Source organism: Bacillus sp. FSL K6-6540, assembly GCF_038007545.1.
On sequence record NZ_JBBOXH010000001.1, the window covers coordinates 766,357 to 784,111 of the forward strand.

Annotated in this window: 16 protein-coding genes, 1 tRNA gene and 1 riboswitch; of the genes, 13 read left to right on the plus strand and 4 right to left on the minus strand. The window is 47.3% G+C overall.

Going from position 1 to position 17,755, the window contains the following annotated elements; all coding sequences use genetic code 11:
- The first annotated feature begins 28 nt into the window (after positions 1-28).
- The 7 genes from MHH82_RS03325 (at position 29) to MHH82_RS03355 (ending at position 6,372) form a co-directional block, all read left to right on the plus strand.
- Positions 29-619, plus strand: coding sequence for an AAA family ATPase (locus tag MHH82_RS03325; protein ID WP_012818845.1), 591 nt, complete (start codon positions 29-31; stop codon positions 617-619).
- A 282-nt stretch (positions 620-901) separates the two neighbouring features.
- Entirely contained in the window at positions 902-1,645 is a 744-nt protein-coding gene (locus MHH82_RS03330) for an AAA family ATPase (protein ID WP_340963253.1), read from the plus strand.
- 326 nt (positions 1,646-1,971) lie between these two features.
- A complete protein-coding gene (locus MHH82_RS03335) occupies positions 1,972-2,391 on the plus strand; it encodes a MarR family winged helix-turn-helix transcriptional regulator (protein WP_009589289.1) in 420 nt (139 codons plus the stop codon).
- Between the two features lie 83 nt (positions 2,392-2,474).
- Positions 2,475-3,893, plus strand: coding sequence for an MDR family MFS transporter (locus MHH82_RS03340; RefSeq protein ID WP_012818848.1), 1,419 nt, complete (start codon positions 2,475-2,477; stop codon positions 3,891-3,893).
- Positions 3,894-4,199: 306 nt separating this feature from the next.
- Positions 4,200-4,997 (plus strand): DUF817 domain-containing protein, encoded by a 798-nt coding sequence (locus MHH82_RS03345; RefSeq protein WP_340963257.1) that lies wholly within the window; start codon positions 4,200-4,202, stop codon positions 4,995-4,997.
- Between the two features lie 162 nt (positions 4,998-5,159).
- On the plus strand, positions 5,160-5,294 hold the full coding sequence (locus MHH82_RS03350) for a hypothetical protein (protein WP_012818850.1): 135 nt from the start codon (positions 5,160-5,162) through the stop codon (positions 5,292-5,294).
- A gap of 136 nt (positions 5,295-5,430) precedes the next feature.
- Positions 5,431-6,372, plus strand: a complete 942-nt coding sequence (locus tag MHH82_RS03355; RefSeq protein WP_340963259.1) for a GNAT family N-acetyltransferase — start codon at positions 5,431-5,433, stop codon at positions 6,370-6,372.
- Positions 6,373-6,477: 105 nt separating this feature from the next.
- Here MHH82_RS03355 and MHH82_RS03360 read toward each other — a convergent pair whose 3' ends face one another.
- Both MHH82_RS03360 and MHH82_RS03365 read right to left on the minus strand, forming a co-directional pair.
- The gene (locus MHH82_RS03360; protein ID WP_036670897.1) at positions 6,478-7,509 is read right to left on the minus strand and encodes a ribonucleotide-diphosphate reductase subunit beta; all 1,032 of its coding nucleotides are present in this window, start codon (positions 7,507-7,509) and stop codon (positions 6,478-6,480) included.
- Positions 7,510-8,141: 632 nt separating this feature from the next.
- The gene (locus MHH82_RS03365) at positions 8,142-10,475 is read right to left on the minus strand and encodes a ribonucleoside-diphosphate reductase subunit alpha (RefSeq protein WP_012818853.1); all 2,334 of its coding nucleotides are present in this window, start codon (positions 10,473-10,475) and stop codon (positions 8,142-8,144) included.
- Positions 10,476-10,668: 193 nt separating this feature from the next.
- Positions 10,669-10,901, minus strand: a riboswitch (cobalamin riboswitch).
- A gap of 361 nt (positions 10,902-11,262) precedes the next feature.
- On the opposite strand from MHH82_RS03365, the gene MHH82_RS03370 reads away from it, so the two are divergent.
- Both MHH82_RS03370 and MHH82_RS03375 read left to right on the plus strand, forming a co-directional pair.
- The gene (locus MHH82_RS03370; protein WP_036664605.1) at positions 11,263-11,568 is read left to right on the plus strand and encodes an MTH1187 family thiamine-binding protein; all 306 of its coding nucleotides are present in this window, start codon (positions 11,263-11,265) and stop codon (positions 11,566-11,568) included.
- 108 nt (positions 11,569-11,676) lie between these two features.
- Positions 11,677-11,748, plus strand: a tRNA-Thr gene (locus tag MHH82_RS03375).
- Between the two features lie 93 nt (positions 11,749-11,841).
- Here the strand turns inward: MHH82_RS03375 and MHH82_RS03380 are convergent.
- A complete protein-coding gene (locus MHH82_RS03380; RefSeq protein ID WP_340963264.1) occupies positions 11,842-12,204 on the minus strand; it encodes a tyrosine-type recombinase/integrase in 363 nt (120 codons plus the stop codon).
- Between the two features lie 445 nt (positions 12,205-12,649).
- Between MHH82_RS03380 and MHH82_RS03390 the strand changes: the two genes are divergently transcribed.
- Together MHH82_RS03390 and MHH82_RS03395 are read left to right on the plus strand one after the other, a co-directional pair.
- Positions 12,650-12,886, plus strand: a complete 237-nt coding sequence (locus MHH82_RS03390) for a LexA family protein (RefSeq protein ID WP_340963268.1) — start codon at positions 12,650-12,652, stop codon at positions 12,884-12,886.
- Positions 12,799-13,179 carry a hypothetical protein gene (locus MHH82_RS03395; protein WP_340970244.1) on the plus strand — a complete coding sequence of 127 codons (381 nt, stop codon included), beginning with the start codon at positions 12,799-12,801 and terminating at the stop codon, positions 13,177-13,179. Before MHH82_RS03390 ends, MHH82_RS03395 begins: the two co-directional genes overlap by 88 nt.
- Before the next feature lie 231 nt (positions 13,180-13,410).
- Here MHH82_RS03395 and MHH82_RS03400 read toward each other — a convergent pair whose 3' ends face one another.
- Positions 13,411-14,214, minus strand: a complete 804-nt coding sequence (locus MHH82_RS03400) for an undecaprenyl-diphosphate phosphatase (RefSeq protein WP_340969801.1) — start codon at positions 14,212-14,214, stop codon at positions 13,411-13,413.
- 453 nt (positions 14,215-14,667) lie between these two features.
- On the opposite strand from MHH82_RS03400, the gene MHH82_RS03405 reads away from it, so the two are divergent.
- Both MHH82_RS03405 and MHH82_RS41610 read left to right on the plus strand, forming a co-directional pair.
- Entirely contained in the window at positions 14,668-16,200 is a 1,533-nt protein-coding gene (locus MHH82_RS03405; protein WP_340963271.1) for an outer membrane protein assembly factor BamB family protein, read from the plus strand.
- A gap of 1,187 nt (positions 16,201-17,387) precedes the next feature.
- Positions 17,388-17,714, plus strand: a complete 327-nt coding sequence (locus MHH82_RS41610; RefSeq protein ID WP_445661956.1) for a hypothetical protein — start codon at positions 17,388-17,390, stop codon at positions 17,712-17,714.
- Positions 17,715-17,755 lie beyond the last annotated feature (41 nt).

The window sequence follows — 17,755 nt, forward strand, 5'->3', positions numbered from 1 at the left end:
GATATAGATCATATGGAGGGATACCATTTTGCAAAAGCTAGTGTTTTTTGTCGGCGTGGCCGGCACAGGCAAGACAACCGTAGCGAAGAAGCTTGCAGTCCGCATACCGGCTGCATTTCTCGACCGTGATACGGTGGGGGGACGGTTTGTCGAGAAGTTCCTGGAGAGCAACGGACTGGATCCGAACGACCGCGATTCTTCCTTCTATAAAGAGAATCTGCGCGATCTGGAATATGATACGACCAAGGATATTTGCATCGAGAACCTGGGTGCCGGGCAAAATGTCTTTATGATCTCGCCGTTCACGGCGGAGCTCAAGAACCGCGAATGGATTGAAGAGGTCATCGCATCCGCGGGATTAACGAAGAACGACGTTGACGTGAAGGTCATCGTGGTTGCGCTCAAGGACATGGATTTGCAGAAGGAACGGATCATTGACAGACAGACCGAGCGGGATCAGTGGAAGCTGGATCATTGGGACGACTTCAAGAAGCGCGTCGATTTCGTTCCGGAAGTGAACTGGGATATTCCGCAAACGTCCATCAAGGTGTTTGATAACAGCGGCGATCTGACGGAAGAGAAGGTCGAGGAGCTCTATGAATTTATCGTAAGCGAATAGCATATCGTACCAACTGATTCAATATCGGATGAAAAAGTGCGTCATTCCAGGTGCCGGCATGCCCTGTGATGGCGCATTTTTTTGAATATCAGGGCATCCACTGCGGGAAGGAGCTTCCTACCTGTTATCGACAGAGCAGCAGGGCTTCCCGGGTTCATTCCCTCAGGAATGCGTCGTAGAATGCAGCCTGCATCGGGCGATGATCCTGAATTGGAACCGAAGCTGGAATGTTATATAGTAGACTATAACTATAGGGTTCCGTATATCAAGGAGGGAAAGCGCTTGGATCACACGGCTATGCTTGCCTATCTTCGCAGCGTTGCGTTGATGAGGGATCGTGTTCCGACATTTCATGAATATCCTTTTAATTTGCCGGCCGTAGCAGCTATGGACGGTCTTCATTTTCATCCCAAGGTTACTTATATCGTAGGCGAGAATGGCATGGGCAAATCCACGCTGCTGGAGGCGATTGCCGCGGCCCTCGGGTTTAATCCGGAAGGAGGCACCATCAATTTCTCTTTTTCTACGGCGGAGACGCATTCTGTGCTGCATCAATATATCCGTACGGTTCGAGGAGTCCGGAAGCCGCGGGACGGCTTCTTTTTCAGGGCGGAAAGCTATTATAATGTGGCCTCCGAGGTCGATTCGCTGGGGCTTTGGCAGTCTTATGGCGGAAAGTCGCTGCATCATCAATCCCATGGGGAATCCTTCTTTGCGACGTTTCTGCACCGCTTCGGCGGCAACGGACTGTACATCATGGACGAGCCGGAAGCGGCCTTGTCGCCATTTCGCCAAATGGCGCTGCTGAGACGTATCCACGACCTGGTTCATGAAGACTCGCAGTTTATTATTTCCACGCATTCGCCGATTGTCATGGCTTATCCGGATTCGATCATCTACAAGCTGACATCCGAAGGCGTGGAAGAGACGAGCCTCGAGGAAACGGATCATTACATGATCACGAAGGAATTCGTGAATCGCCGGAAAGCGATGCTGCATGAATTGTTTGCGGACGATGAGGAATAAACGGGAAAGATAAGGGCTCGTAGATCGCTAGATCTTGCGAGTCCTTTTTTACATTGGAGGCCTGTTATTGTATTGGACGTTTCGTGTCAGGGGAACGAATGAGAGATTTCCTCCGTAGATGGTACAAATTATAAGAATTACGATTGTTCAGATCTCTGAAATAAACTTCGAATAATTTAAGTAATTAGTCCATTTGCGATTAATAATTGGGATGAATTAGAATGAAAATCATGAAAATGGTGTTTACAAGTTAGAATCATTGAACTAAAATAAGAACGAGGTGAAAAACTCTGGAGAACGGAAGAGAAGCAAGCGTGGAGAGACTCATGGACATGTATCGTGAGTTATCAGATAAAATGACGAGGCATCGGGTCGTGTCTTTCTTGAGTCATTTAAGAAAGAACGATTTGACGATGAATCAGTATAAAATCCTAAGTTTGATCGAGCAGCAGGGACCGTGGCTTCCCAACCGGTTGGCTGAGCACATGGAGCTTAAAGCTGCAACGATTACTTATTTGGTGGATGCGTTGGAACAACGGGGCTTGGTGATTCGTACGCCGAATCCGAGTGACGGACGCAGCCACTATGTCAATTTTACGGCAGAAGGCCGGCAGCTGGTGCTCGACGCGCGCAGCGAGGGGGACTATGCCGTTATGGAATCCTTCAAGCAGCTGGATGAGGACGAGGCGGATAACCTGTATATTTTGCTGCGATTGCTTGGCCGAAAGTTATTTCCAACGGAGTAAATGATAATATTATGTTTAAGTAATCCTGCCTCCAGTTCTGTTCATCAGATCCGGGCGGGGTTACTTTGTTTAGGAGGCTTCTTGTGAACACAGACGAAAAATCTTCATTTTGGCTAATTATGAGCGCCGTGTTTTTCGGCAATTTTCTCGCGGTGCTGAGCATTACCACTATCAACGTAGCCTTTCCGGTGGTGATGGAACAGTTTCATGCCACGCTAAGCACCACCCAATGGCTGATGGCCGGGTATTTGCTGGCAACGGGCATCGTGGCCCCCATCGTAGGCTACATGGGGGACCAGTTAAGTTATAAAAGGCTGTTCGTACTTGCATTGACGGGGTTTACCCTCTCGTCGCTGCTATGCGTTGTCGCCTGGAACATCGAAACATTGATCGCATTCCGGATCACGCAAGGCGTTTTCGGCGGGATGATCATCCCGATTACGATGACGATCATCTACCAGGTGTTTCCGCGCGAGCGGCAGGCCTATGCCATGGGCCTGTGGAGCCTGGCTTCCATGCTGGCGCCGGTGATCGGGCCGACCCTGGGCGGATGGCTGGTGCAATACTTCGGGTGGAAATCGATCTTCATCCTGAATGTCCCTATCGGCCTGATATCGATCGTCATCGTAAGCAAATTCATTCCTTTTTATCGACTGACCGGGAAGAAGACTTTCGATCTCCTCGGCTTCTTGACGGTGGTGGCGGGCAGCTCCTGTTTGCTGCTCTCCTTCAGCCATGGCAACGATTGGGGCTGGGGATCCTGGAAGACGATCTCCTTGCTCGTCGCCGGAATTCTGCTGCTGCTGTTCTTCATTAAGTGGGAGCTGCGTATTTCGTCCCCGCTATTGCAGCTGAAGGTCTTCAAATTTCCCCGATTCCGGTACAGCTTGATCTTGAACTGTATCGTGACGATCTCCCTCTATACGGGAACCTTGCTGGTGCCGCTCTATTTGCAGACCGTGCTGAAGCTGTCCCCGATGGATACCGGATTGATCATGCTGCCGGGCGCGATCGTCATGGCGGCGGCATCGCCGATTATCGGCAAATTTTATGACCGGATCGGTCCGTTCCGGCTGGTCATCACGGGTGTCCTTATCATTGTGGCCGCTACGCTGGCTTTCAGCGGGATCGGCACGAATACGTCGGTTCTGTACATTTCCATGCTGCAGCTGGTTCGCTGCCTCGGCATAGCGCTGTGCAACATGCCGTTAACGAACGCCGCGATGAGCGCGGTGTCCAGCGAGTACTCAGGCCATGCATCGTCCATTACGAACTGGGCGCGCCAGGGACTGGCTTCGTTATCCATCGGCATTTTCAGTGCGCTGGTGGTAACCAGAACATCCTATTACATGGGCGCCGGAACTGTGACTCCGCGTGCGGCAACAACCATGGGTATTGATGACGTGTTCATGATCGGCACGATGGTGGCGGTGGTAGCCATACCTCTTACATTTTTGTTACGGGTCAAAAAGAAAAAATCGACTCGCCATGTCGCGCTCTGACCGGGCATGCCCCGGCTGTATGAAGAGGATGAGCCTTCAGGCTGTTGAGACCGGCCCAAGATGCCGGGAACCCGAATATAATCTAGCGATTGAACAGGGTTGAACCTAAGAGCATGCATGACGCATGTATAACCTTAAGGATCGTCGGATAGGCCGTTAACCGATGAGAGAGCAGCTGTAGGGGCTGCTCTCTTATTTTGTTTATCCGCTCCATGGCTTGGATGAAATATGACAAAGCTGTTCTTTTATTCAATTCGCGGTCTGTGGTAGGGTGAAGTATACGATTGCAGGGGCTAGGAGGAGCTTATGGAATTTATACGGAAGCTGTGGATTTTCGGTTATCAGCAGGCTTTGTCCTGCCTATTTCCGGTGATTATCTTCGGCGCGCTGGGACTGACCAAGGTGATTGAGATTCCGGGTTTGCCGCGGTATGATCTCATTCTTCTCATCTGCGTCTTGGCGCAAATCGGGATGCTGGTGAGCAAGTTGGAGACATGGGATGAACTGAAGGTTATCTGCGTCTTTCACGTCATCGGATTGATGCTGGAGCTGTATAAAGTGCATATGGGCTCATGGTCTTACCCGGAGGAGGGCTGGAGCAAAATCGGCGGCGTTCCGCTGTACAGCGGCTTTATGTATGCGAGCGTAGCCAGTTATATCTGCCAGGCTTGGCGGCGAATGAATTTGCGCATTACCGGCTGGCCGCTGCCTGTGCTGACCGTGCTGATCAGCGCGGCGATCTACGCCAATTTCTTTACCCATCACTACGTATGGGATGCGCGCTGGCTCCTGACCGCATTGTTGTTCGTGGTGTTTGGCAGAACCATGGTGTATTTCGACGTTGACGGAAAAACCTTGCGCATGCCGCTGGTGCTGTCGTTCCTGTTGATTGGTTTTTTTATTTGGATCGCTGAGAATATCTCCACGTTTCTCGGGGCCTGGACCTATCCGGGACAGGAACGGACATGGAGTCTGGTGCATATCGGAAAAATCAGCTCGTGGTTCCTGCTGGTGGTCATCAGCGTCATCATTGTGGCCCAGCTGAAGCATATCAAGCAGGGGAGAGGCCCGGCCAAAGGCAATCCGAAGGGAACGGTCATGTGAATCAAGCTTAACGGGTTTGATCCTCCATTTAGAATCATGTATTCTATGGTTAGATGGAAACGATGGAATTAGTGGGCAATCAAGCAAGATACTTTTTACTTTTTGAACATAGATGAGTTTAGAATCTTGAAACTGCACGAGGCAGAGGGGAGGAGTATTCACATGAAAAAAAGATCATTGGCGTCGTTGTCCAAAGGCATGGGATACTCCACCGCTGTTTTCTTTGATCGGTCCGATGACGGGAGAAGTCTGTCCAAAATCGGATATTCGGCGATCAAGGATCCTTCATGCTATTGACTGAAATGAGGGAGCAGTGGAATTAAAAACACCACAGGTCGCTGGCTTGTGGTTGCATAGATCGGCATGTACACCACAGGTGCGCTGTGGTGTTTTTTTTGTGTTTCTAATGATACGAGCAAAGGAGAGGTAGACCATGTTCATGCAAGGAAAACAGATCTATGTCAAGTCGGTAGAGGAATCGGATGCGGAAGCGCTATGGAAGCTCGAGGTGGATAACCGGGATTTTTTCCAACGGTTCACGGGCTTAAGGGACGACGAATTCTATACCCTTGAGGGACAACTCGAACGGATTCGAAAGGCCCGGGAATCCAGCAAGGCGGATCAGGCGTATCTCTATATGATTGGACTGCGGGATACCGAAACGATCATCGGCGAGATCATGCTGACGGAAGTGGTGCGGGGGAATTTGCAGAGCTGCTGGATCGGTTATTTTCTGGATCGGGACCATAACGGAAAGGGGTACATGACCGAGGCCGTTCAAATGGTGGTGAGGTTTGCCTTTCAGGAATTGAAGTTTCACCGGATTGAAGCGGGCGTGATGCCGCATAATTTAGGCTCGATCCGAGTGCTCCTGAAATCCGGCTTCCATAAAGAAGGCATCGCCAGGAAAAACGTGAAGATTAACGGGAAGTGGGAGGACCATCAGACACTGGCTTTGTTGAATGAAGAGGATGAGGAGGCCTCGCCCCCGATTCAGCGGTTCAATCCGACCGTCATCGCCCCGCCGATCGGTCCGTATACCCATGTAACCAAGGTTGCGAGAGGGGCGGAGCTGCTGGTGTTCTCCGGCCAGGTGGGGACCGACAGGGAGGGGAAGCTGCCGACCGATATGAAGGAGCAAGTAGAGAACACCTTGGCGAATATTCAGCGGGTATTGGCTTCGGAAACCATGTCGGCGGATCATATCGTCAAAATCAACATTTGGGCGGTTCAGGAGGTCGACTGGGATCATTTCCACCGGGTATGGGAGAAATTCCACGGGGGAAAGGCGCCGTCCATGACGATGGCCTACGTGCCGGCACTGGCGATGCCGTCCCTTCAGGTGGAGATTGAGGTCTGGGCCGCGAGGGGGTAACGCTTGATGTAGAGGAACGGATTGCAGCCGTCATATAAAGGCATAAAAAAACCTCCGGGATCCCTGTTTAGGGGACCTCGGAGGTTTTGTGTATATGAAGGAAACTTACAGATCGTCAAAGCCGTTGTCGTCGCCCACTTTGCCGTAGTTACGGGATTTGGCTTCGAAGAAGTCGGTTTTCGTTGCGTTGAGGGCTTCGTCGGAGAAAGGCTTGATCCATGGCATGCAGTTGACGTCTACGCCTTCGTAAGCTTTTTCCAGACCCATCATGGTGATGCGACGGTTCGCGATGTACTTGATGTAATCGCTCAACTCGTTCAGATCGATGCCGCGCACATTGCTGAGCGTGTAATGGGCCCAGTTGGTTTCGAGCTCGACGGCACGGTCAATGGTGCGGTACAGGTAGTCGATGTTCTCTTTGGTGTTCAGCTCAGGGAAATCCTTGAGCAGCTGCTTGAACACTTCGGCGAAGAAGTAGCAGTGCTGGTTCTCGTCACGCTGAATATAGGAGATCATCTGGCTGGTTGCCATCATCTTCTGGTCACGGGCCAGGTTGTAGAAGAAGGCAAACGTGCTGTAGAAGAAAATCCCTTCCAGGATCAGGTCGGCGACCATGGCTTCGAAGAAGGATTGCGGCGACGGATTGTCGCGGAAATTCTGGTAAATGTTCGAGATGAACTGGTTGCGCTCCAGAAGAACCGGATCATGCTTCCAGTATTCGAAGATTTCCTTCTGCTCCTGCTCCGACACGATGGAGGAAAGCACGTAGGAATAGGATTGGTTGTGAACCACCTCTTGCTGACCGATGATGGCCGAGATGGCTTCGAGCGACGAGTCAGTGAAGTAGCGCTTCACGTCGCCGACAAACATCGTCTGCATGGAATCGAGCACAGCCAGCAGGGAGATGTTGATTTTGAAGGTGCGCTGCTCTTCAGGGTCCAGACGCGGGAACTGCTGCGCATCCTTGGACATCGGAATTTCATCCGCGATCCAGTGGTTCAGCAGCAGAACCTTATACAATTTATACATATGAGGCATCCGAATGTCGTTCCAGTTCAGGATCCCGGAGCATTCACCTTCAATGACGCGAGTGGAGCGGTTGGGTGCTTCGGTGTTAAATATCTTTTGCATTTGCATGCCGATTTTCTCTCCTTGTATTTCATAATAGGGCGGCGCATAGGCGAAGCTGAGGGACACCTCGCGGCATATTCATGGACCGGGTATCACACCGGGACGGGTATCCATCTCCAGCCGCTGTTGTCCGCCCTTTGCCTGAATGTATTGTAAAGGTTGCAAAGGGCTCCCAAAGGCGGACGTAAACTCTTCCGATTGGATACCCTTACCCTTGTAGTCTTTTAGTTAGAAAGCTAATTCCCGCCCGCTATACGAGAACCCTCGCATGCAGCCGTTCGATGCTTGTATTGAACCAAGCCTCCAGCGATTCCCGAAGGGAAAGCGCTCCTAGCAAGATGTAACTCAACAAATCGAACGAAGTACTCATTCGTCTCCGCACCGCATGAAAAGCGATTCCCAAGGGGAGAGCGGTCCCAGCAGACAGTAACTCAACAAATGGCACGAAGTAACTCAGAAGTCCCCGCGCCGCATTCCAGCGTTCCCGCAGGGAGAAAGCGCTCCTAGCCACTAAAGTAACTTAAGAAGCGCCTCATTCACATCTTACCCACCTTGCGGGTGTCCAGAGGGCAGAGCCCTTGGGGCCCTCCCTTGGAAGGGAGGGTTTGGGTGGGTTCGAAAAAGGTTAATCTAAACTCTTAGCTTGCGCACGACTCACACTCTTCAATCGTTAACGCACGGCTGCGTACATAGTACGTGGATTTGATACCGGCTTTCCAGGCATGCAGATGCAGCTCCAGGAATTCCGAAGCCCGGATATCAGGGCGTACGTACAGGTTAAAGCTTTGCGCTTGGTCAACGTGACGCTGACGGGCGGCAGCCATTTTGATGGACCAATGCTGGTCGATCAAGAAAGCCGTTTTGTAGTACCAGATCGTTTTCTCGGACAGATCCGGAGCAGGGTTCGCCACTTTATAAGTGGTTTTTTCTTCATAAGACAGAAGTTCGTACAATGGATCGATGCTCGCCGTGGAACCCGCGATGATCGAAGTGGAGCCGTTCGGCGCGATGGCAAACAGCCATGCGTTACGGACGCCGTTCGCTTGCACTTCCTGCTGCAATTCACGCCACTGTTCGGTGGTCACGAACTTGCCTTCATGCTCGCCGTCGGTATAACCGCGGAACGTGAAGTACTCGCCGCTCTCCCAGTCGGAGCCTTTGAATTTCGGATAGTGGCCTTTTTCCTTGGCCAACTCCATGCTGGATTTGACGAGCAGGTAGTTGATGTGTTCGTACAGATTGTCATTATAGGCAACGGCTTCGTCGGATTCCCAGCGGATGCCTTCCAGGGCCAGCAAGTGGTGCAGACCGAAGGTGCCGAGACCGACCGCGCGATATTGGCTGTTGGTGTATTGAGCTTGCAGAACTTCAATATTGTTAATGTCGATGACGTTATCCAGCATGCGAACCTGGATCGGAACGAGACGCTCCAGCACACCGGCAGGTACGGCACGAGCCAAGTGGATGGAGTTCAGGTTGCAGACAACGAAATCGCCAGGGATTTTGGAAATCACGATCCGGGTTTGGCCGTCTTTCGTAACCAGCTCCTCTTGCTCAACGACCGTCGGAGATTGGTTCTGCATGATCTCCGTGCACAGGTTGGAAGAGTAGATCATGCCATGAGCCGAGTTCGGGTTCGCACGGTTGACCGTGTCGCGGTAGAACATGTACGGCGTACCGGTTTCAAGCTGGGACTTCATGATGCGCTTCATAATGTCGATGGCTTGTACGGTAATGCGCGGCAGCAGCGGGTTCGCTACGGCTTCCGCGTATTTTTGGCGGAATTCGCCTTCGCCTTGAGTATGGTCATAGAAGTCCTCCAGACCTAGCGGACGGCCGTTCTCGTCTTTCCAGCCCATGATTTTCTTCACTTCATGCGGACAGAACAGGCTCCACTCTTCACGAGCTTCGACAGCCTCCATGAACAGGTCGGGCAGACATACGCCATGGAACACGTCATGCGCTCTCATGCGCTCGTCGCCGTTGTTCAGCTTCAGATCCAGGAAGGACAGGATGTCTTTGTGGAACACATCCAGATAAACCGCGATGGCACCTTTACGAGTTCCCAATTGGTCAACGCTAACAGCGGTGTTGTTCAGCTGGCGAATCCAAGGGATGACGCCGGAACTGGTATTCTTGTGACCACGGATGTCAGAGCCGCGTGCACGGACTTTACCGAGGTATACCCCGATGCCGCCGCCCATTTTGCTGAGACGGGCGATGTCCGTATTGGAATCGAAGATTCCTTCCAGGGAGTCGTCCACGGTATCGATGAAGCAGCTGGACAGCTGGCCGGCTACTTTTTTACCTGCATTGGACATGGTCGGCGTAGCCGCCGTCATGTACAGGTTACTCATGGCCCAGTAGGCTTCCTTGACAAGGTCAAGACGCTTGTCGGCAGGCTCGTTATGCATGAGGAACATCGCGATGACCATGTAGCGTTCTTGCGGAAGTTCCATGACGCGACCGTCAAAGTCGTTTGCCAGGTAACGCTCAGCCAGCGTCAACAGACCGATGTAATCAAACAGCAGATCGCGGCTTGGATCGATGCATTCGCCGAGTTCTTCGATTTGTTCTTTGGTGTAGCTGGTCAGAAGGTCCTCGCGATAGATGCCTTTCTGTACAAGCTCCGTAATGAGCGGGTAGAAGGCACCGTATGGTTCTTCCGGGTATGCTTTGTATCGGCGGTTGGTAGCCGCTTTTTTATATAAAGAGGTCAGAAACGAACGCGCAGCCGCAAACTTCCAATTCGGCTCCTCTTTGGTTACAAGCTCAAGGGCGGACATCGTGAAGGCGCTGCTGATTTCTTCGCCGGTAACTTGCTCACCGCGCAATTTGGCATTGACGCCGCGAAGCAGACGCTCCTTATCGAGCATGTCCAATCCTTTCAGAGTCCGGTCGGCATAGACGGAGAGGCGAATTTCATCAAAGGCGAGCTGACGGTTGTTCGGTTTAACTACGAGCTGGGGCATGAATAAATTCCTCGCTTTCTTCGGGGGAAATATGAAAAAGGACATCAAAAAAACATTTTCTAAAACCCGCGGGCAGGCTTGAAAATGTCCGTGCGCTGTGATCGGAAATGACGTTTGACATAAGCCCTTGAACGGGCATGATGTTATGTACAGACGCAAGTTTAACGAACACTTACCTAAAGCCCCGTAGGTTGGTGTCTGCTGCATATAGGCAGGTCTCTGACTCGGGCTTCTGCCTCCCGGCGGTGCCTTCCGAAAACCTTGATCCGATTGTTCGGTGGCTATGCCGTATGAGGAAGGCTGAAAAAATGATGAACAGCCTAAGAGCCCTTACAGTGGCGGGACCGTGATGGATTTACACCATGCTTCCCTATTAAGCCGGACTGCCTTATGGGTTGATCCGGCACCTATATACACTATATTTGGTTGTTGTTAATCTAATTTAACTCAATATATTGTGTTTGTAAACCATATTCTTAAAATTGAACGCAAAAAGAATTATAGCAAACGAGCGGTCATTGTGCCAGTTAAGAAACTGTCAAAAGGCGATAAGATTTCCTGGATTGTGACCAAATGCGACCTTTTCTGCGCAGATACCGCGTATATTCTCGTTTTGACAAAATAGGATATTACCGTATGGATGAGGCGGGCAGGATACACTATATCTTGTGTGAAGCTAAAATTGAAGGGCTTTGATATGGCGGACCGAAATTGGTATGATATCCGTATCCGGCATTGGAATTGAAGGGTCTTACATGATTGAGATATGACGAGGGAGGTTGTTCAGATGGCAATAGCAGAGGTAACGGTGATTCCGATCGGAACCGCAACCACGAGTTTAAGCGCTTATGTCGCCGAGATGCAGCGAATATTGAAACAGCAGGACGGGATTTCCTATGAGCTGACATCGATGAGCACGATCATCGAGGGAGAGCTTAACATGATCTGGCGGGCGATTGAGGCTTTGCATGAAGCGCCTTTTCTGTCCGGGGCAAAGCGCGTATCGACTTCCGTTAAAATTGACGACCGCAGGGACCAGGTCTCCTCGAGCAAACAGAAGATCCAATCCGTGCAGGAGAAGTTAGGCGGGTAATGCCACCAAATTCGGTGGATATTCCCGTTAGATTAGGACTTGCATTTTGCTGCCGAAGTATTATAATAATTTTTGTTGTTTCGAGAGGAATATCATCGAACCACATGTGCTGGTGTAGCTCAGGGGTAGAGCAACGCACTCGTAATGCGTAGGTCGGGGGTTCAATTCCCTTCACCAGCATCTTCATAAAGTCAATAATGGCACGGTTTTCCGACATTCGGAAACCGGGCCATTTTTGTTATTTATTCTGTTCTGCTACCATTTTTCTACCCTTTAGTCTGATGAAGTGTTATTTTCACCGTCGATAGGATCACTTTTGTTCTCTATCAAAGCGTCAAATTCCTTGCCGAGTATAGAATCGCCAATATTATTCAGTACAGCCTCCTGAAGATTGGGGAGAACATGTGAATATGTATCTAAGGTAACATTAATTGAACTATGACCTAGTCTCTCCTGTACAATTTTAGGGTGGATGCCGGCCTTCAACAGCAGTGTAGCGTGCGTATTTCTGAGGTCATGGAATCGAATACGCGGGAAGTCAGGAACTTCCTTTTGGATCTTCTCGATGAGCCGGTAGAAATTACGCATTAGATTTCGAGGACTTACTGGGGTTCCAGTGCGGGTTTGAATAACCAACCCGAATCTTTATAGAGTTTATTGTTGCATCTTTCGTGATCCTGTTTCTCCAAGTGATCTCTAAGAAGCTCAACAGTGTTTGCGAAAAGGGCGATCGATCGTACGCTACTATCATTTTTGGTATCGTCAAAGTCGTGTCCTTTTTCGGCAAGAGTGTAAGCTTGGCGGATGGAAACCATTTTCCTCGAAAGGTCGGTATCTACCCTACGTACGGCTAGGATTTCACTTTGTCTCATGCCCGTTGATGCAGCCAATTCAAAGGCCATGTAATACTGGTCAGTCTTTGATGCATCAAGAAACAACCTCGCAGTCGAAGCAACGAGTATTATTTCGGGGACTAAACAGATGGCCGTTATGCCTGGCAAACGTCAAACGTTCGGCATCTGCAGGAGCCGATACCGGCCAAGGGCATGCAAGGGCTTTGGAATTGGGATGGGGTGTCGGCATGATAGAACGGGAGAAGCTGACAAATCGGCAGGCTGACGCTCTGAAATTCATCAAAAACTTTGTGAATAAGAACGGGTATCCCCCAACTATCCGTGAGATCATTTTGGGGATGAACTATAGCAAAGGATTGAGGGGAATGGCGATGGCATGGGGACAAGGAGAGCGCTCTTTCCAAAAGCAAATAAAGCGGAGATCCAGCGCACAAAATTCCTGCTCGGAAAATATAAAGAGATGACTATGCTCATGCAGGATTTTGAGAAATTCGAACAGGACCTTAAACAAGTGGCCATTGATGGCGAAGCAGCTCGTCGCATCGATCAGGAGGATCTACACGCAGACAAGACTGCCAATGCCACCATCTTGATTGAGAAGCAGCGTTGGGTATATCAACAGTATCAGTTTTATACTCATCAGCTTCGTAGAGCAATCAGCTTGATTCAGGATGATGATGAAAGGAAAGCTATAGATTACAGATACATGCAAGGCTACTCATACAAGGAGCGTTACTTTTCTTTCAACATGATCTGAGTGACAGCACTATTCGACGGAAGATCGCTGAAGGTACTGAGAGCATGGCTAACACCTTAAAACTGATGGGATTCTTTGAGCAGGATGATGCAGAGTTTTGAGGGATATAAAAACAGCGGCTAACTAAGACGCAATTCAAGTCTCAGACTGCCGCTGTTTTATATAACTATCGTTTCTTGTTAGCATAATGATAGTGGGGTAGATTGCTTGAATAATCAAATACAAAACTGGTTACTGTATGACGATTAAATAGAAGAGCGCTGCTAAGACAAAACGGTATAGAGCAAACCATTCTAATCGAAGTCGCTTAATCAGTTTGATGAACGTCGCTACTGCAATCATTGCCACAAGAAAGGATGTCGTAAAGCCAATTATCATTAGAAAGAAATCGTCAGAATTCAGCAAATCGCGACTATCGTACAAATCCAACAAGCTTGCACCAAACATAACAGGCACGGAAATAAGGAACGTAAAATCTGCGGCGGCTTTTTGGCTAGTGCCAAGCAAGAGGCCGCCTGAAATTGTCGAACCCGATCTCGAAAATCCCGGCCACAAAGCCAAACATTGGAACAGGCCAATCCCGAAAGCTTGTTTATAATTAATCCCATCCATCGTATCAGCGGTTGCAGTTCTCTTACTACGTGCTGCGATGATCATCAACAAGCCACCTGCAACTAGACCGATCAAGACAGGGGTTGGGCCGAATAATTGGCTTTTTATTGTGTCCTTGAAGAGAAGATACAGGATTAATGCTGGTAACATAGCCAAAATCATATGAATTACATTTAATCCTTTACTTTGGGAAAAATCCATTCTAATCAGATTAGCCCCAATCTCCAGATACCTTTTCCAATAAAGAATTAGAACTGCCATCACCGCACCCAATTGTATAACGATTTTAAAAGTTATAGCAGCGTCTCCCTCGAAGCTAAGCAGATTGCCTGCTAAAATAAGATGTCCAGTAGACGATACCGGCAAAAATTCAGTTAAGCCCTCTATTATGCCAAGTATTATTGCTTTAATTACATCAGTGATCTGTAGAACCCCCCTTTTTGGAAATGCAATCGTTTAACAATTTCCAGTATAAGGGGGACATCTATATATTCCCATCGATTAACATGACAATATTCAATTTAGCATGACATAATTGTCACATTGCGCATTTATTTAGTTAAATTACCCTTTTAACTAAATAAATGGCAGAAAATCGATGCCTAAACGGAATTTGACCGTAAACTGAATACGATTTGACTCTAATGTGACCCTAAGTTGAACACCACATGACGGTTTTCCCATGATAGGATGTTAGCATAGAAAAACATAGAAAAAGGCGAGAATGACACGCACGGCTGCATGAATGCGGCATATGACCGGGGCGTAACTCTTCTCGTCTTTTTCTGATATATGGAGTCAGTGTAGCTTATATTAATAATTCCTTTGGATTTATCCGATACATAATATATTCAAATAATGGGAGGATGAAGGAGCTTGAAACTAAGAACAGGAACTATATTTCTTACTGCACTAACAATGCTCTTCTCAGTATTAACTACACAGGTTAATGCTGCAAGCACACCTTTTACACAGGGTGGGGGTTATGGACAAGGGGCATATCAGGAATTTGCTGATCAACCAACAGAGTTGAACTGGACTAGGCATTCAAGATTCACAGGAGTTAATAGTAATTTGTATGAGAAATGGAAGAAAGAACTTAGTCCAGCTTCGTTGTTTTCCCCTGTAATCGCAACAGATGGAACAATAATTGTAGGGACTAAAAATAAATACACTCTACTCGGATTAAACCCAGACGGGACTACTAAATGGGAGTATCTATTAACATCCAATTTAGATGATTCTTCTCCTGTGATAGGTCAAGATGGATACGTATATTTTGTAACAAATGGAATTATACACGCTGTTGATGTACAAACTGGAATTGAGAGATGGCCAAGTATCGATTTGGGTTTAGGAGCTCTGGGTCATATTGCATTAGGAAGCGACGGAACATTATACATAAGTTCACAAAGGAAGCTACTTATTGCTTTCGATCCAACTACTAAGGTGATTAAGTGGCAAACTGATATTGGCTACTATTTTGGGCAGCCTGTTATTGATTCTAACGGGGATATTTTTGTAAGAAGTAAAAGTGGATTAAATTTATTTGTTTCTGCGATTTCCTCTAATGGTAATATAAAGTGGAAAAAAGATGTACTTAAAACGAGTCTAAGTGATGTTCCACGTTTTGGTGCACCACAACTTGATTCACAGGGGAATTTATACGTTGTAAGCCGACCTGGAAAATCTTTGTTTAGTATTAAGACTTCCGACGGAACTATCAATTGGTCTCTGGTGCTTGATGGAGACATTTTTTCCACGCCTGCTCTGAATGATGGAAAGCAGGTTTTGTATGTGACGACTACTAAAGGGTTATACGCGATTAATCTAGATGGTAGTATTAAATGGAGAGGAGACACAGGGGGCTCAGGATCTTATAATTCACCATTGATTGATGCAAAAGGAGATATTTACGTAAATAGTTTGCATAGACTACTGATTTTTAACGAAAATGGAGAAAGATTCCCTATCTTTACAGTTGACACGTCTGGATATGAATCAAATAATATTACGATGGACAGCCAAGGTACATTATACTTTACTAATAGTAAAGGATATATTTATGCAATTGGTGGAGAAGCTTTAGGAACAGATCCTACTGTTCCACCAGTAGATCCTGAAACGCCAGTAGATCCTGAAACACCAGTAGATCCAGAACCACCTGTTGATCCAGTTGGTGAACGTGCAATTTTTGTTCTGACATTAAGTAATGGGACTGAGAAAGAATATGACCTTTCTATGCAAGAAGTACAGCAATTTATTAGCTGGTATGAAGGAAGAGCAGCAGGTACTGGCCCGATAACATTTGCGATTAATAAACATGATAATAATAAAGGTCCATTCAAACAGAGACAGGACTACATTGTTTTCGATAAGATTATCACTTTTGAAGTAAATGAATATTAGAGTATGGGCCGCTGTCTAAACAGCGGCTTTTGATTTAATGAGCATTATGTTGAAAATGGGAAGTAATGAGGGAACAGTCAGCATTATTCCGAATTCATTATGTTGACTCCATTTTTAACGCAACAGTAAAATGGTCTTGTTCTTCCTCTCTAGTTACTAAGTACAGATGCTTTTAAAGCAAAGAGCGCAGCGTTTTTGCTGCGGCCGGCATGGTCGCAATGCTCTGACGGATCTCTTTGCAGATAAGAACTGAATATATAATCTTAAGTCGTTCCTTCCTGGAGCGGCTTATTTTTATTTCCACGAAGGAGCGTGATGTTGTATGAAATGGATTCAATGGTTAATCAGAGTGACAGCAGGCAGTTCACCACGAAATAGAGAAGAACGACGACATGGCCGGAAAACGTAATAAACTAAAGCGACCACGTTACAAGCCGAAACAGCCGGAAAAGTGTAAACGATGTGTGTGGGGTGAATGGACCGGTACAAAGCAGTTCTGTAGTAGGAGACCTTGTGTAAAGAAGGAAAAACCTTCCTAATGTCGAAATTTGTTTTATTGAAAATATAGCAAAGGTGGTGGGATCGATTTACACTAGCAGCGCGGTCTGGTTTATTGATATTGATGATGCAAGTACTTTCTCGTTCGCAATTATACTTGTCTCATTCATATTATTTTTCACAATAGTGCCTCTTTTAATTAAATATTTGCCAGATAAACAAAGCGAAAAAGTAGCTAAAAGTATGCCTGTTTTACTTGTTGCTTTAATATTTGTAGACGTTATAATAGCTGTAATCTTTGATAGATAGTTCGTGGTTTAGACAAGTTTGTACAAAAATTTAGAGAATGTCGCTCTAAACGACAAAAATTTAAGTCGATTTAAAGCATCTGTGATTGATCACGGACGAATAGAGGAACAGGTCAGGAAAACAGCAGAGAAGGGGCATAGCGTTGGCGTATGCTCCTATTTGTCGTGCATCCATATAAGAAACCAACTCAACTCAAATAAAAGCTAGTCCTCCATTGTCGCTTTATGGATAATAATGTATCCTCATTGTAGGAGGGGACTAATTTTGTTTGATAAAGAAAAATTTATTAATGAGTTGCACTCACAAATCAGCAAGGAATTAATAGGGGCCGCTCGTGCTCTTGACGAAGACGAAGAGACTCACGAATTCTAAATGGTATTATGCTTGTGTTGTCCGCAACTATTACTATTTTCTTAGGTGTAAAGGGAATCCCTGGGTCCGAAAATATCGCTGTAATCCTTGGGGCTATATTAACCGCTTCTGGAGGCTTCAAAGTTTTTCATAGGTATGAAGAACAAATTTCAAATCTTAGTAAAACTTTCCATGAATTAAGATTACTTGATAGTGAGCTATCCTTTTACTATAAATCTGTACCCTTAGTAGATATAAAGGAAGAGCTTCTCTTAAAATTAAAAGAGAGGCTTCAGACAATTTTGAGGAATCATGCAGTCAGCGTCATCAATTTTAAAAGTAATGAAATCAATTGAGCAGCACCCGTAGGGTGCTTTTTTTATGAATGGAGAAAACA